This window comes from Shewanella chilikensis, from assembly GCF_002836945.1.
Taxonomy (GTDB): domain Bacteria; phylum Pseudomonadota; class Gammaproteobacteria; order Enterobacterales; family Shewanellaceae; genus Shewanella; species Shewanella chilikensis.
Genome location: NZ_NIJM01000008.1, coordinates 92,422 through 108,044 on the forward strand (window position 1 = coordinate 92,422; position 15,623 = coordinate 108,044).

The 15,623-nt window shown below is 54.2% G+C and carries 11 protein-coding genes; 7 read left to right on the forward strand and 4 right to left on the reverse strand.

Going from position 1 to position 15,623, the window contains the following annotated elements; translation table 11 throughout:
• Positions 1-8 precede the first annotated feature (8 nt).
• Together torC and CX651_RS04665 are read right to left on the reverse strand one after the other, a co-directional pair.
• Positions 9-1,187 carry a pentaheme c-type cytochrome TorC gene (gene torC / locus CX651_RS04660; RefSeq protein WP_101054012.1) on the reverse strand — a complete coding sequence of 393 codons (1,179 nt, stop codon included), beginning with the start codon at positions 1,185-1,187 and terminating at the stop codon, positions 9-11.
• A 20-nt stretch (positions 1,188-1,207) separates the two neighbouring features.
• Complete coding sequence (locus CX651_RS04665) at positions 1,208-1,360, reverse strand: nitrate reductase (protein WP_025009952.1); 153 nt, start codon at positions 1,358-1,360, stop codon at positions 1,208-1,210.
• A gap of 355 nt (positions 1,361-1,715) precedes the next feature.
• Between CX651_RS04665 and CX651_RS04670 the strand changes: the two genes are divergently transcribed.
• A complete protein-coding gene (locus CX651_RS04670; protein ID WP_373296818.1) occupies positions 1,716-3,068 on the forward strand; it encodes an NCS2 family permease in 1,353 nt (450 codons plus the stop codon).
• 166 nt (positions 3,069-3,234) lie between these two features.
• On the opposite strand, the gene CX651_RS04675 is transcribed toward CX651_RS04670, so the two are convergent.
• Positions 3,235-3,921, reverse strand: coding sequence for a SapC family protein (locus CX651_RS04675; RefSeq protein WP_025889427.1), 687 nt, complete (start codon positions 3,919-3,921; stop codon positions 3,235-3,237).
• A gap of 624 nt (positions 3,922-4,545) precedes the next feature.
• On the opposite strand from CX651_RS04675, the gene CX651_RS04685 reads away from it, so the two are divergent.
• The 6 genes from CX651_RS04685 (at position 4,546) to CX651_RS04710 (ending at position 13,618) form a co-directional block, all read left to right on the forward strand.
• The gene (locus CX651_RS04685) at positions 4,546-7,248 is read left to right on the forward strand and encodes a family 20 glycosylhydrolase (RefSeq protein ID WP_101054019.1); all 2,703 of its coding nucleotides are present in this window, start codon (positions 4,546-4,548) and stop codon (positions 7,246-7,248) included.
• Positions 7,249-7,682: 434 nt separating this feature from the next.
• Entirely contained in the window at positions 7,683-8,630 is a 948-nt protein-coding gene (nagK, locus tag CX651_RS04690; RefSeq protein WP_101054022.1) for an N-acetylglucosamine kinase, read from the forward strand.
• A complete protein-coding gene (gene nagB-II, locus CX651_RS04695; RefSeq protein WP_101054025.1) occupies positions 8,627-9,625 on the forward strand; it encodes a glucosamine-6-phosphate deaminase NagB-II in 999 nt (332 codons plus the stop codon). Before nagK ends, nagB-II begins: the two co-directional genes overlap by 4 nt.
• A 77-nt stretch (positions 9,626-9,702) precedes the next feature.
• Entirely contained in the window at positions 9,703-10,848 is a 1,146-nt protein-coding gene (nagA, locus tag CX651_RS04700) for an N-acetylglucosamine-6-phosphate deacetylase (protein ID WP_101054028.1), read from the forward strand.
• Positions 10,849-10,940: 92 nt separating this feature from the next.
• Positions 10,941-12,086 carry a transmembrane glucosamine N-acetyltransferase NagX gene (nagX, locus tag CX651_RS04705; RefSeq protein ID WP_101054031.1) on the forward strand — a complete coding sequence of 382 codons (1,146 nt, stop codon included), beginning with the start codon at positions 10,941-10,943 and terminating at the stop codon, positions 12,084-12,086.
• 215 nt (positions 12,087-12,301) lie between these two features.
• A complete protein-coding gene (locus CX651_RS04710; RefSeq protein WP_101054059.1) occupies positions 12,302-13,618 on the forward strand; it encodes a sugar MFS transporter in 1,317 nt (438 codons plus the stop codon).
• Positions 13,619-13,855: 237 nt separating this feature from the next.
• Here the strand turns inward: CX651_RS04710 and nhaD are convergent, their stop codons facing one another.
• Complete coding sequence (gene nhaD, locus CX651_RS04715; protein WP_039033667.1) at positions 13,856-15,106, reverse strand: sodium:proton antiporter NhaD; 1,251 nt, start codon at positions 15,104-15,106, stop codon at positions 13,856-13,858.
• Positions 15,107-15,623: the final 517 nt, after the last annotated feature.

Sequence of the window (15,623 nt, forward strand, 5' to 3'; positions counted from 1 at the left end):
CCAACCTCTTAGTGCTCTTCTTTGCTGAAGGTGGAAGAATGTTGTTGCAGGTATTTCTGCACCAGTGCCTGGGTGTCCTGATCCATGTTGACGAAGGCCAACATCCCCTGGAACATGCCCGGCCAGGTGTTGGCATCGAAGTGATGCTCATCGGGCTGGGTGTGACAGACACTGCAGCTAGAGGCATAAGTGCTGCGGGCATAGCCCCAGAGTGGTGCCAGTTCGGTCAGCAGATAATCGCTGTCGGTCCAGATCTCGGCTTCCACACGCTGCCACTTGAGGCCAGTCATGGGATCTTCTTTCTCTTCAAAGGTCTTGATCACCCCGTCGGTTTCGGCGGCGGCCTTGGTCAACTGAGCCGAGAGGATATTGATACCGAAGTCCATGTAGATCACCCGGCCGGCACCTATCTTTTTACGCCAGCCATCGATGGCGATTTTGACCCGCTTGCCCTTGAGCTCCAACACCTTGATTTCGGTGGCCACGTTCAGAGTACCGGCTTCTTCCGTGCTCTTGTCATCCAGATACAGAGGCTTGGTCAAGGCGCTGAAATATTTGCCGCCCTGTTGCAGTGAAGTTTCACCCGAACCCACTTCGGCAATCAGTTCCGGGGCTCTGGCAGTACCCATATCAGGCAGCTTGTGAGCTATGCCCTTGTGGCAATCGATACAGGACTGATCTTTCTCGGCCGCTTGTTTCATCTGTTTTTGCGCCAGGGCTGACATCTCGTCCCATTTCATTGACTTGTAGTCATGGCAGTTTTTACAGGCCTGGGAGTTGTCACGGGCAAAACGTTTCCATTCACGGCTGGCCATTTCCAGACGCTTGGCTTCAAATTTTTCCGGAGTGTTGACCGTTTGGAACAGCCAGCCCCAGACATCGTGAGATGCTTCCATCTTACGGGCTATCTTGCGGCTCCAGTCGTGGGGCACGTGGCAATCAGGGCAGGTTGCCCGCACGCCGGAGTGATTCGACCAATGCACAGTTTGCTGCAGCTCTTGATAGGGATTGCTCTCCATCGAGTGGCAACTGATACAGAAGGCCTCAGTGTTGGTGGCTTCCAGCGCCGTGTTGAAGCCGCCCCAAAAAACAATGCCCATGATAAAGGCCGACAGGCTGATGGCGCCCAGGCTCAGGTACTTGGTTGGGCGGTTGAGAGTACGCCAGATTGCTATTAACCGTTTCATCTATTCAATCCTCTCTTGTATCAGTGACTGGCGACGCCGCCGAGGGCCAGCATGATCCAGATGATCAGGCCATAGAGGCTGATACCTGTGATGGTCAGGGCCGGAAACAGCATGAAAATAATCAGGCCGTGGGCCATAAGTTCCTGTTTTTTGCTTGATGTGGACTCAGACATAGTGATTGCTCCAACGCAGCAGGGTTTGCTTGATGGGGCCACTATAGGGAAAGGATGTGAATGACGATTGCGCTGCCAATGAATGGGATTTGAGTAAATATGAAAAGTTATGAACAACTGCATATTCAGGATGAGCCACAGATCCCGAAATCTTTTTAGCCGGGGGCGCCAATTTGCAGTATTATCCGCGACCAACAAAGGCTGCGTTGGACATCGTTTGACGATACTCCTTGGTGCCCACCACCTGCAGGTCACGTTTTGTTGTGGATCTCTCACCCGCCCAGCGGGGCTCTCACCTGCCGTAGCCGGCGTCATCTGACCCGAATAAAGAGATCAAAAAGGTAGAATAATTATGATGTCTTCAAAGACAAGTACCGCTGTACCTACTACATCATCATGGCTGGAACGCTTCTTCAATATCAGCGCTCGTGGCAGCACTGTCCGCCAGGAAGTGATCGCCGGTTTGACCACGTTTCTTGCCATGGTTTACTCAGTTATCGTTGTCCCCTCCATGCTGGGAAAGGCCGGGTTTGATCCCGGCTCCGTGTTTATTGCCACCTGTCTGATTGCCGCCTTCGGCTCATTGCTGATGGGCCTGTGGGCCAATCTGCCGATGGCGATAGGCTGCGCCATCTCACTGACTGCATTTACCGCCTTCAGTTTGGTGCTGGGGCAGGGCATGAGCCTGCCTGTCACCCTGGGAGCGATTTTCCTTATGGGTATCGTCTTTACCCTGGTGAGCGTTACCGGCATTCGCCAGTGGGTGCTTGCTAACCTGCCCAAGGGGATTGCCCATGGTACAGGGATAGGTATCGGCCTGTTTTTGCTGCTGATTGCCACTAACAGTGTGCAACTGATTGTGGCCAATGATACCGGTTTGCCGGTCAAGCTCGGCGATATCCACAGCTTGCCGGTGATCGCCACTGTCGTGGGGCTGGCTGCCACTATCGGACTCGAGCGTCGCCGGGTACCGGGCGGCATTCTGTTGGTGATCATCGCTCTGTCAGTGTTTGGTTTGCTGTTTGACCCCAATGTGGAGTTCAAAGGCGTGTTTGCCATACCCGACTTAGGCGCAGAAGGCTCTTTGATTGGCCAGCTGGATATCATGGGTGCGCTTAACCCTGTGGTGCTGCCGATAGTGCTGGCGCTGGTGATGACGGCCATCTTCGATGCCACAGGCACCATAAGAGCCGTGGCCGGACAAGCCAATCTGCTGGATAAGGACGACAACATCATAGGTGGCGGCAAGGCGCTGACCTCGGATTCTGTCAGCTCTATTTTCGCCGGTCTGGTGGGCGGCGCACCTGCCGCCGTTTACATTGAATCGGCCGCCGGTACTGCCGCGGGCGGAAAAACAGGCCTGACCGCCACTGTGGTGGGGGTACTGTTCCTGCTGATGATCTTCCTGGCACCCCTGTCTTATTTGGTGCCTGCCTACGCCACGGCGCCTGCGCTCATGTATGTGGGACTGCTGATGTTGTCCAATGTCACCAAGCTGGACTTCGATGACAAGGTGGATGCCATGGCGGGACTGACTTGCGCGGTATTCATCATACTCTCCTGCAACATAGTCACAGGCATTATGCTGGGGTTTGCGACCCTGGTTATCGGCCGTATCTGCAGCGGTGAGTGGCGTAAGCTTAAGCCAGGTGTGTTGGTTATCACTATAGGCCTGGTGGTGTTCTATATGGGCGGCTGGGCCATCTAACCTTGAGGTTCAAGCTTCAGGCTTGGTTTAGGGAAGGCTGACAAGGCCTTGTTTGTTGGCGCTTTTAATTCCCTACAGGGCATACTGCCCCTGATCCAATAAGACGGCGGTCAAGCATTACTGCTTTGGCCGCCGTTTTTATTGCCCCGGAATAGGGATGAGTGGATTAATCCAGCAGCAAGTCGATTTGGTTCAGTGAACACAGGTGAGCATAAACCGGTGAGTAGACGCCGCGCTTGGCAAATTCCAGTTTAACCTCATCGCTCAGGGCATTGAGCTTTTGCTCATCGACGATATAGAGGCCATCTATATTGCTCTTTTCACCTTGTTTGTTGGTTACTGTCAGAGTCTTGGGTTGCAGTAATTCATGGCTGGTCAGGGTCTTGACGAACTGCTTGGTGATTTCACGGTACTCAATCAGGTTGCCGATAAATTCGATGCGGTTTTTCAGGAATTCTGTCTGCTCACCGGTTTCGGTAAACAGGGCTTCGCCCTTGTCTTCGCTGACATGCTTGCTGTTGACATCGATACCGATAAGGACATTTTCCTGGCTGGAGTCTCCGGCGGCAAAAGGTTGCATCCGGCACTGCATTGGCAGGTAACGTCGGGTCCAGGTGTTGTCCTTGATAAAGCAGTTGCTCTCAGGCTTCAGAGAGGTGATGGCAACCGGCTGGAAATCTCCACTTTGGCTGTTCTTGGCGAAAATGATCGGGAAACTGGTGGCGGCAGGCAAAAATTCCTGCACCAGCAAAGGCAACATATGGTGCTTCTCAAATTCGCTGAAATCTATGCCTGGAGTGACTTTCAGAGCCTTGTGTGCGCCGTTGTTGAGCGGGACGTATTGTGCTGTCATTGTCTTTTTATCCTTGTTGTTATTTGAGGTTCCGTCAGCCAATCAACTGACGCACCGGAAAATAAATCGTCACTGAAATATCGGCGCCAGAACCGCTTCTTCGGTTGTATTAGTACCGCAAACCAGTAAAAAGTTCAGCTTGAGACTTATTGGCTTGTGACCCCAAGCATGCTGCGGATGTTAACAGTGGTCAAACTGGATGTCATTGTTAAAAATATGTTCGCAAGCGCTGTTTTCAAGGGGGCTTGGGAAAATAAAAATTGTCAAAAAAATGTAGAAATAAGGTTTATACTTGTGTATGTTTACCGATGACAGCGTTGTCATTATTTGTGTGACTATTGTTCTCATGGCCATGTTGTCTTGTAAGGTCTGCATGTCGAGGATGAGGTCTCCTTTACATGCCTTCCACAGTTGAGTATCTGTCGGGCGGCTGCGCAACTGTGTTTTCAATACTGTAGTCTCTCCCCGGAAACTAGAGTGGGCTGGGTGCTGATTTCAGTACCTGGCCATTTTTTTATCCCGGTTGTCACTCAACATAGCTTGTTGAGGTGACAGCCACTGCTTGAGTCGACAGAGAATATGGCATCATGGTGAAAACAATAATAAGGACAGGAGAGTAACGGAATGAAGTTAACTATCGCGGCGTTAGCCATTGCCTTGAGCTTGGGGCTGACGGCTTGTTCTGACAAGCCGCCGGCAACCGGGACTGAACCAGGGCAGAGCCAAGCCGGTTCTTCGTCAAAAGCCTCGAACGAAGATCTGACTCAGAATAAGCTGCATAGCTTTGCCCAGAGTTTGCAGTTGAAATATGCCGTGCTGTCCAATGTGCCGGATGACAACTGCGACCCGAGCCGTGCCGAAGGCCGCTGTTTCCAGGCGCAAATTCGCCTGACTCCCGACGAAGATCTCAGCGCTTCTGACTGGGCCATCTATTTTAGCCAGATGCGTCCGGTACTCTCGGTTGCCTCACCTGAGTTTCATATAGAGCATATTCAGGGCGATCTGCATCGTCTGACGCCAACCGCCGCTTTCGGCGGTTTCAAAAAGGGTGTCAGCGAAATCATCAATTTTCGCGGTGAGCTGTGGCAGCTGTCGGAAATTGATGCCATGCCCAACTATTACATGGTGGTTGAGGGGCTCAAGCCGGAGGTCATCGCCAGCACTGAAGTTAAGCAAGACCCGGATACCGGGCTTGAGTTGCTTCCCTATGTGCAGCCTTACACGGATGCCGAGAAACAATATCGCCGCAGCTCACAGGATAAGCTGCCCTGGGATACCGCCAGTGTCGTCTTCGGCCAAAATGCCGATACTCCCGATGATGCCGGCCTTGCGGTGGCAAGCCTTATTCCTAAGCCGGATTCAGTGACTTGGCTTGAACAAACACCTGTCACCCTCAATGCCGGGATTAAGCTTAACCCGAGCCACATAGCTACCGGAGTCGAGCTGCAATCACTCAAGGCGGCGCTCTTGCGCCTACAAAGGCTGGGTGTCAGCCAGAGTGAGCAAGGATTGGCGCTTAACTTGCTGCCGCTCAAGGGCGGACAAAGCGAGCACTATCGACTCGAGATTGAGGCCGGCGGAATTAACCTGGCCGCAGCAGACGCCGCGGGTTATTCCTATGGCTTGGCGAGTCTTGCCGCCTTGCTGCAGTTGCCTGCCGATGATACCCAATCAATAGCACTGCCACAGCTGCGCATTCAAGACGGCCCCAGATACCCGTTTCGCGGTATGCATCTGGATGTTGGCCGCAACTTCCACTCCAAGGCGTTTGTGCTGAGCCTGCTGGAGCAGATGGCGGCCTATAAACTTAACGTATTGCATCTGCACATGGCCGACGATGAAGGCTGGCGCCTGCAGATCCCCGGTCTGCCGGAGCTGACCGAGATTGGCAGCAAGCGCTGCCACGATCTCGATGAAAACCGCTGTTTGCTGCCGCAACTGGGCAGTGGCCCCAATCCTGAGACTCAGGTCAACGGGTACTACACGACCCAGGACTATATAGATATTCTCAAGTTTGCCGCCGCAAGACAGATCCAGGTGATCCCATCGATGGATATGCCGGGGCACTCCCGCGCCGCCATCAAATCGATGCAGGCACGTAGCCGCAAGCTATTGGCTCAGGGCGACAGTCAGGCCACCAGCCAATACCTGCTGGCGGATCCCGAGGATGCTACTGTCTACAGCTCTATTCAGTATTACAACGACAACACGCTCAATGTCTGTATGGAGTCCAGTTACACCTTTGTCGCCAAGGTGATAGATGAAATTGCCAAGCTGCATCAGGCCGCCGGAGTACCGCTTAAGCGATACCACATAGGTGCCGATGAGACCGCCGGTGCCTGGCTCGACTCGCCGGCCTGTGAACGCTTTATTGCGGCCAATTCGCAGCGGGTGGCCGACAAATCTGCCCTCGGCGCCTACTTTATTGAGCGGGTATCGCAGATGCTGGCCGAGCGCGGCATAGAGGCTGCCGGTTGGAGCGATGGCATGAGTCACGTCAACCCGGCCAATATGCCGAGCCCGGTGCAAAGTAATATCTGGGACATAGTCGCCCACGGCGGCTTCAAGCGGGCGCATGCCCAAGCCAATCTCGGCTGGGATACTGTACTGTCCAACCCGGAAGTACTCTATTTCGATATGCCGCCGGCGGCCGATCCGAAAGAGCCCGGCTATTACTGGGCCAGTCGCAGCAGCAACAGTCGCAAGTTGCACAGCTTTATGCCGGATAACCTGCCGGCCAATGCCGAGCAGTGGGGCGATATTGAGGCCAGGCCTTTTGTCGCCGATGACACAGAGCAACTCAGCCCACAAGGAAAGCGTCTCAGCGGCCCAATGGCGCCGGGCAGGGGCTTTGTTGGCCTGCAGGGGCAACTCTGGAGCGAGACGATTCGCAGCGACACGACCGCAGCCTATATGATTTTCCCTCGCCTCTTGGTTTTGGCGGAAAAGGCCTGGCATAAGCCGGACTGGGAACTGGCTTACCGGCATCAGGGGGCAAGTTACAGCCAGGATTCCGGTTATTTCGGTGCCGAGCAGCGACAGGCGCAGGCAGAGGATTGGCATCGACTGGCCAACATCCTGGGGCATAAGGAGTTGGCCAAGCTGGATAAGGCCGGGGTGCATTACCGTTTGCCGCTGCCGGGCGGCAGAATCAAGGGTGGCAAGCTTGAGGCCAATATCATCTTTCCCGGGCTCAAGATCCAATATCGCCGACCAGGAGCTGAATGGCAGGAGTATCGCGGCCCTGTGGCAATTGCTGCGCCGCTTGAGCTTCGCAGTGTTTCGCCCGATGGCCGCCGCTACGGCCGGGTTCAGCCACTGAATTAGTCTTTAAGCAGGTACGGATGTGGGCTGGCGTTAACAGATAACGCCAGCCCACGCTGCCTGACTTATTTTTAATCCCTGGTTTTTAATGCCCGGTTTTTAATGCTTGAGTGGCGTTTGAGAGTGGTGAAGGACGCCCGAGTCGCTCAAAGATAGTGGCTTACTGAATATTTATTGGTTAATTTTCAATGCATTAATTAAGTCTGAGGCCTAGCCATGAGTCGATTTATCTCCGCTGATGAAAAATAAAATGACAACGCTGTCATTTGTAATGTAACATTAGTTTAACCACATGGTTAACGATAGCTTTAACTTGAGTCCGCTCAGTGGAATGTCACCGGGGTTAATCCTGAAAGGCGCCTTACTGCAGCGATTTGTCAGTGTTCCGCCGCGCCAGATTGCGCCGTGACCATAAAAGAAACAGAAAGAGGTCTGCCATGGGGGGAAACCCGACACCGGATACACAAGTGTATATAGGGATAGACGGCGGCGGCAGTAAGTGCCGGGCAACTGTCTACTGCCGGCAAAAGGGTGTGCTGGGAACCGGAGTTGCCGGTCGGGCCAATCCTTTGCACGGTCTGAGCCAAACTTTCGACTCCATCATAAGTGCTACAGGTTTGGCCCTGGCCGATGCCGGTCTGCAGCAAGCCGATTGCGCCAATATGGTGGCCGGTCTCGGGCTTGCCGGTGTCAATATTCCCAGGCTTTATCAGGAGATCCTCGATTGGCGGCATCCCTTTGCGGCCATGTACCTGACCACAGATCTGCATACCGCCTGCATAGGCGCCCACCAGGGGGAAGAGGGTGCCGTCATCATCACAGGCACAGGCTCCTGTGGTTATGCCCATGTGGGTGAACGGCAATTGTCTCTCGGTGGTCATGGTTTTGCTCTGGGCGATAAGGGCAGTGGTTCCTGGATGGGCTTGAAAGCCGCGGAGCAGGTGTTGTTATCGCTCGATGGTTTTGCGCCGCAAACAGCCCTTGGCGCCAAACTGCTGGCCCATTTCGGGGTGACAGATGCCCTGGGGATAGTGGAAAACCTCGCCGGACGCTCCTCCAGTTGTTATGCCGCCCTGGCGAGAATAGTGCTGTCCTGTGCGGCCGAGGGCGATGATACCGCTACCGCTATTGTCAGCGAAGGTGCCGACTATATCAGCCGGTTGGCACGGCGCCTGTTTGAACTTAATCCGCCGCGATTTGCCATGATAGGCGGCCTGGCCGAGCCGCTCAGGCCCTGGCTGGCCGACGATGTGGTCGAACGAATCGCCCCCGTGTTGGCGCCACCGGAAATCGGTGCCGTGCACTTTGCCATGCACCAACACTCGCAATTTTCAGCCCGTCCGGCCGATGCCGGCGCATACGACTTAGCAAAGGTGAAACCATGACCCATACCATAATGGAGCGCGAGGCTCGCAGTGCTCCCGAGAAGATTGCCAACCAGTTGCAGGCCAATGACCAGTTAACCCGGAAACTGGGGCAGCGGCTGCGCGAGTTTGCGCCCAAGTTTGTGATGATTGTGGGTCGCGGCTCTTCCGATCACGCCGGGGTATTTGCCAAGTATCTGTTTGAAATAGAGGCCGGTGTGCCTACTTTTGCCGCCGCGCCTTCGGTGGCCAGTGTCTATGGCAAGCGCTTGCAGTTGGCCGGTGGCCTGGTGATAGTCATCTCTCAGTCGGGACGCAGCCCGGATATTCTGGCCCAGGCCAAGATGGCCCGCGAAGCCGGTGCCTTTTGCGTGGCGCTGGTCAATGATGAAACCGCCCCCATTAAGGACATAGTCGATCTTGTATTGCCGCTGCGCGCCGGAGAGGAGCAGGCGGTGGCCGCCACCAAGAGCTATTTGGCTACCCTGTCGGCGCTGCTGCAACTGGCCGCTGCCTGGACCCAGAGCCCTGAGTTGGCCCGTGCCATAGATGAATTGCCCCAGGCGCTGCAGGCGGCTGTGGATGCAGAACCGCAACTGACTGCCGAATCTTTGCAGGGCAGCAACAACCTGGTAGTGCTGGGACGAGGACTGGGTTATGCCATCAGTAAAGAGATAGCGCTCAAACTCAAGGAAGTCTGTGCTATCCATGCCGAGGCCTTCTCCAGCGCCGAGTTTCTTCACGGCCCTGTGACCCTGGTGGAGAACCAGCTCAAAATAGTCGATGTCTGTGTGGCCGATGAATCCTATGCCAGCCATCTTGAGCAGATAGCCGAAGTCGGGCGCCGAGGCGCTGAGTTGGTTCACCTCAAGCAAACCGCCAATGAGGTTCATCCCAGAGTGGCGCCTCTGGCATTGCTGCAGCGTTTTTATATCGATGTGGCCGCTGTGGCCATAGCCAGAGGCATAGATCCGGATCAACCGGCCGGGCTTAAGAAAGTCACCCAAACCCTTTGATCCAAAACCTTTGAGCCGACCCCTTTGATTAAAGTGGCCGACGTGCCCAACCTGGATAACGCAGTGGAGAGCAGAGAATGACGCAAACCTTTATCGCCGAGCGCTTGTTCGATGGCAGCCAATATCATCACAATCTGAGCTTTGCCGTGGAGAACGGCCATCTGCAGGCCTTGGACTCTGCGGCAGGTTCAGATGTTATCCGCCTGCAAGGCCTGGTCGTACCCGGGTTTATCGATGTGCAGGTCAATGGCGGTGGCGGCGCGCTGTTTAACGGCGAGCCTACGCTCGAGTGTATCGCAACCATAGGCCGGGCCCACGCCAGGTTCGGCACCACAGGCTTTTTGCCGACCCTGATCAGCGACAGAATCGAGGTGATGAACCGCGCGGCCGATGCGGTGGCCGAGGCGATAGCCAGGCAAAGCACAGGGGTGTTGGGGATACATTTTGAGGGGCCGCACTTGTCTGTGCCGAAGAAAGGCGTGCATCCACAGCAATATATCCGCCGAATTTCCGATGCCGAGCTGGCACTGTTCAGCCGTCAGGACTTGGGAGTTCGCTTGGTGACCCTGGCGCCGGAAAATGTGGCGCCTGAGGTTATCAGTGCCTTGGTCGAGGCCGGTGTCCGTGTTTGTCTTGGTCACTCCAATGCCGATTATGATACCGTGCGTTTGGCTCTGGCGGCCGGTGCCAGCGGTTTTACTCACCTCTACAACGCCATGTCGCCCTTGGGCTCCAGAGCGCCGGGTATGGTGGGCGCCGCCATAGAGGACGAGGCCAGTTGGTGTGGCCTTATTGTCGATGGTCACCATGTGCATCCGGCCGCAGCCAAGGTGGCTATCCGCGCCAAGGCCAAAGGCAAGATGCTCTTGGTGACGGACTCCATGCCACCTGTGGGGTTGGATCAAGATGCCGGTTTTGAGCTCTTTGGTCAGCAGGTGCTACGCCAGGGCGACAGACTCAACGCCATCACAGGAGAGCTGGCCGGATGTGTGCTGGATATGAATACCGCGGTGCGAAACGCTGTCTCTCTGCTGGGGCTCAGTGTTGAAGAATCCATGCGGATGGCGAGCGAGTATCCGGCGGCATTTCTTGGGCTTGAGCAGCAGGGCCACTTGGCTGCGGGCAAACGTGCCGATTTTCTGGTGCTCGATAATGAACTCAAGGTGCAAAGCACCTATATCGGCGGTCAATTGGTTTACGCCGCCGAGGAAAGAGTATGCTGAAATAAGCCGTTGCGCCAAGAATGCGATTAACCCTCTTCACATAAGCAGTGCAGCTTTTACCCGGATAAAGATAATAACAACAGGGAAGCCCTATGACTGAAAAGATAGCGGCGGTAGCTGAGACCGCCAACAAGCCCAGGCTGATGTCGCTCGATGCGCTGCGGGGCTTTGACATGTTCTGGATCCTCGGCGGTGAAGCGCTGTTTGCCGCCCTCTTGCTGCTGACTACTTGGAGTGGCTGGCGTTGGTTTGATGGCCAGATGCACCATAGCAGTTGGCATGGTTTTACCTTCTACGATCTTATCTTCCCGCTGTTTATCTTCCTCTCCGGCGTTGCCCTGGGTTTGTCTCCCAAGCGTCTGGACAAGTTGGCGTTTGCCGAGCGACTTCCCAAATATAAGCACGCAGTTAAGCGTTTGGCTTTACTGCTGTTTTTTGGCGTGCTCTACAATCACGGCTGGGGGACGGGCATGCCGGCGGCCCTGGATGAGATACGCTATGCCAGCGTCTTGGGGCGTATCGCCTTCGCCTGGTTTTTTGCCGCCATGCTGGTATGGCACACAGGGCTCAGAACCCAGATCTATGTTGCAGTCGCTGTCTTGCTGGGATACGCCATGGTGCAGCTGTGGCTGCCTGTCCCGGGTGGCAGTGCCGGGGACTTCAGCGCCGCCGGTTCCATCAACGCTTGGGTAGACAGTCATTTCCTGCCCGGGATCAGCTACCAACATAAGCCTTATGATCCGGAAGGCCTGTTATCGACCCTTCCCGCAGTGGTCAATGCTTTGGCCGGTGTGTTTGTGGGCCGCTTTTTGCAGCAGCAAAGTTTTTCAGCCTGGGGCAGGGTAGGTTTGCTGTGTCTGGCCGGGCTTGTTTGTTTGGGGCTTGGCTGGCTGCTTAATCCTCTGATCCCGGTTAATAAAGATCTCTGGACCAGCAGTTTTGTGCTGGTGAGCAGCGGCTGGAGCCTGTTGCTGCTGGCACTGTTTTACGCCGTTATCGATGTGCTTGGGCTGCGTTGGTTGGGTTTCCCCTTTGTGGTGATTGGTTGCAACGCCATCATCATCTATCTCGCTTCCAGTCTGGTTCAGTGGCGCTATAGCAGCGAAAGTCTGCTTGGCGGTTTTATCAATAGCGCCCCCGAGAACTGGCAGCCATTGCTTGGTGTATTGGCCATGCTCGGGGTGCAATGGTTGCTGCTCTGGTGGATGTATCGCAGGCAGTTGTTTATTCGGGTTTGAGGTTAGCTCGCCTAACAAGTGGCCATATGCCTGGTTTAAAATTAATGACAGCGTTGTCTTTTTTGTTATTATGACGTAACTTTATTGAAACAAAGCCGTGTATAAAGCTGCCGCGGCATCAAGGTTTCAAGGGTTAAACACCACTCAAGATGGATGGGGCGCCGATAAATTTGGTTGCCAAACAATAAATTACTATAAGAAGCAGGTTTATGAACATGACAGTTGCTACCCCGGCTGACGCAGCCTCAAGAAGCAGTTTTCTGCCTATGACTATCGTAGGTGCGCTGTTTTTCATCTTTGGATTTGTGACCTGGTTGAATGGTTCATTGATCCCTTTTCTGCAAATCATCTGTGAGCTCAATGAGTTTCAGGCACTGTTTGTCACCTTTGCCTTCTACATCGCCTATACCGTGATGGCGCTGCCCATGTCGTCGATCCTGCGCCGCACCGGCTATCGCAATGGCATGGCAGTGGGGCTGGGGATCATGGCAGTTGGCTCTGTGCTGTTTATTCCCGCCGCCTTCAGCGCCAATTTTTTAATGTTCCTGCTGGCGCTTTTTGTACTGGGAACAGGCCTTACTATTTTGCAGACGGCATCCAACCCCTATGTGGTGCATATTGGTCCGAAGGAGAGCGCCGCCATGCGGATCTCCATCATGGGGCTGATTAACAAGGGCGCCGGGGTGATAGTGCCTATCCTGTTTACCGCTTTGGTATTGGCTGATCTGGAAGGGTTCACCGCCGGGCATCTGGCTGCCATGGCCCCGGCCGAGCGAGAAGCCCAAATAAGCGAACTGTCTTCGCGTCTGGTGATGCCCTATATCTATATGACGCTGGCGCTTGTGGTACTGATCGCACTGGTGAAGTTTTCTGCTTTGCCGGAAATCGCCTTCGAGGGAGAAGAGGGAGAGCACGCCGACAAGAGCGGTATAGTGCATTTCCCTCAGGTGATCCTGGGCGCCATAGCCATCTTTGCCTATGTGGGGGTTGAAGTGATTGCCGGTGATACCATAGGCCTCTATGGTGCCAGCCTCGAGGTCAACAATTTCGCATCCCTGACCTCCTACACCATGGTGTTTATGGTTATCGGCTACCTTTTGGGGGTTAGTTGTATTCCACGTTTTATCAGCCAGGAAAAGGCTTTACTCGCCTCGGCCTTGGCGGGTATTGCTTGCATCTTTGGTATCATCTTCTCATCGGCCGAGAGCCATGCTATCTCGTCGCTGCTGTGGGGGTGGAGCGGTATTCCAACTATTCCGGATACAGTCACCTTCGTAGCCATGATGGGCCTGGCTCACGCTCTGGTTTGGCCCTCTGTGTGGCCGCTGGCGCTGGAAGGGCTGGGCAAGTACACGGCCCAGGGCTCGGCGCTGCTGATCATGGGTATTTCAGGTGGCGCCATACTGCCGCTGATATTCGGCAAGATCGCCCACTTCAGCGACAATGTGCAGTTGGGTTACTGGATAGGCTTGCCCTGTTATCTGTTTATTCTCTTCTATGCGCTGAAAGGCCATAAGATGCGCAGTTGGTAAACAGGGGAATTCCGGGCATAAAGAAGCCACCTGCTAAACAGGTGGCTTCTTGCTTATCAAGGTATCTCTTGTATTCTTCTGTAACTCTGGCTCTTGCAACAAATAGAATAGATAAAGAAACCAGTTAACCTTTCCGTGCCGAGCTTGGCAGGTAATCAATTCCAACTTGGATTAGTCGTACGCTTGTGGCTATGAGCCACTTGCTCCTTGATTGAGCCGTTATCGCCGACATAGATATCAAATGCCGTAGAAGTAGTTACCCAGTAGCAGCGTCAGAGCATAGCCCACCGAGTAGCACAGCAGCAGCGCCGGAACATACTTGAGGTAGGAGACAAAAGTCAGCTCTTTGACCTTGCTCATGGCGATGATCCCGGCCGCCGAACCTATTACCAGCAGAGAGCCACCAACACCTACTGCGTAGGTCAGGCCGAGCCACTCTGGTGTGGTCAGTTGCGGTGCGGCTTTCAAAAGTGCCGCGGTCAGTGGCACGTTATCCAATACCGCCGAGCCCATACCTGTGACAAAGTTGGAAATGTTGGGGTCGTGACGGGCGTAGACCTGGGCCAGCAGATCCAGCGTGCCTATCTCTTTGAGCATACCCACCAACAAGAGGATCCCGAGGAAGAACAGCAAGGTGTCGTATTCCACTTGGCGGATATACTCGAGGATCTGCAGCTCTTCTTTGTCGTTACGGGCTGTGTGGCCCACCAGGAACATGATTGACAACCCGGTGAGGAAAGTCAGCACGGGGGGAATGGCAAACAGAATATTCAGTGCCATGGTCATCAATATGGTGGTGAAGAAGATGATGGCGATCAGCACATCCACTGTCTCGTAACTTTGACGAATAGGTGTGGTGGACACCTCGCCCTTGGCATTGAGGGAGAAGAGTATTGCCAGCAACATCACGCTGAACGCCGCCGGCAGCACCAACATCAACAGCTCTGACATATGCACATGGCCGCCGAGGAAGATCATCAGGGTAGTGACGTCACCCGTTATCAGAGAAACTCCTCCTGAGTTGACGGCAAAGATAATCAATACCGCCATCCGGCGACGCATCTGTTTGTCGAGCTTGAAGGTGGTCAGCAGTCCCAGAGAGACCAAGGTAGCGGTGACGTTGTCACAGATGGCCGACAATACCAGGGAAAACAGGGCGACTTGCAGCATCAGCATCCGGGTGCTCACCCGTTGCGGAAACAGCTTCTGCACTAAAATTTGGATCATGCCCTTGGCGTTGAGGTAGGCCACAAAGGTCATGGTCGACATCAAAAACAGCCAGAGCGTCGCGATTTCCAGCAGGTTTTCATTGAGTTGATGCTCTACCAGCTTTTCATGGCCGGGGTCGCCGGCAGACATGAACAGAGCTATCCAGGAGATACAACCGAAAAACAGAGTCGTTTTGGCTTTGTTGAGGTGAGTCACCTCTTCAAAAATGATACTCAGCAGTGCCAGCACCGCCAGTATGATAAGAAAGGTATAGAGCATAAATGCAATTCCAACTGCTGATTTTATGTTCGTCTGCCCTGGGGGACGTGGGCAGTTTTTGTGTCGGCCATCAAGGTTCAATTAATCAAGCTGTGATAGCGCGTGCGGATCAGACCACACTGACATGGATAACGCAACTGTTAACTGGGACACATTTTCTTAGACTTTGTGATAAGCGTCCGCTGGCTTTCGGGGGGATCCAGTGATTTGGTCTGTTTATTTTTCATATCTTGGTATTTTGTACTGATTGGGCCTGTTTGGCAGCGAAAGGCGACAGTCGACTCGCGAGCCGGTGGCAAGTTGGCGTGACAGCCATGGTGCAGCCTCAATTGGCTTGTGAGCATGGCGTTGGGTGGAAATTTGCAGAAGGGGAATTGAGCAACCAGAATTCGAGCTGGACGCCAGAGAAATCTACCCGGCGGGAGTGGGCATAAGTGGGCATAAAAAACGAGGCCGTATAGGCTAATGCCGATCAGTTAAGACAGATCGCTTGACGATCTCACTGAAAGGATCAAAA

Bases quoted from the DNA above. Each gene is read 5' to 3' on its own strand.
- torC (WP_101054012.1), bottom strand. From the start codon at position 1,187: ATGAAACGGTTAATAGCAATCTGGCGTACTCTCAACCGCCCAACCAAG.
- CX651_RS04665 (WP_025009952.1), bottom strand. From the start codon at position 1,360: ATGTCTGAGTCCACATCAAGCAAAAAACAGGAACTTATGGCCCACGGC.
- CX651_RS04670 (WP_373296818.1), top strand. From the start codon at position 1,716: ATGTCTTCAAAGACAAGTACCGCTGTACCTACTACATCATCATGGCTG.
- CX651_RS04675 (WP_025889427.1), bottom strand. From the start codon at position 3,921: ATGACAGCACAATACGTCCCGCTCAACAACGGCGCACACAAGGCTCTG.
- CX651_RS04685 (WP_101054019.1), top strand. From the start codon at position 4,546: ATGAAGTTAACTATCGCGGCGTTAGCCATTGCCTTGAGCTTGGGGCTG.
- nagK (WP_101054022.1), top strand. From the start codon at position 7,683: ATGGGGGGAAACCCGACACCGGATACACAAGTGTATATAGGGATAGAC.
- nagB-II (WP_101054025.1), top strand. From the start codon at position 8,627: ATGACCCATACCATAATGGAGCGCGAGGCTCGCAGTGCTCCCGAGAAG.
- nagA (WP_101054028.1), top strand. From the start codon at position 9,703: ATGACGCAAACCTTTATCGCCGAGCGCTTGTTCGATGGCAGCCAATAT.
- nagX (WP_101054031.1), top strand. From the start codon at position 10,941: ATGACTGAAAAGATAGCGGCGGTAGCTGAGACCGCCAACAAGCCCAGG.
- CX651_RS04710 (WP_101054059.1), top strand. From the start codon at position 12,302: ATGACAGTTGCTACCCCGGCTGACGCAGCCTCAAGAAGCAGTTTTCTG.
- nhaD (WP_039033667.1), bottom strand. From the start codon at position 15,106: ATGCTCTATACCTTTCTTATCATACTGGCGGTGCTGGCACTGCTGAGT.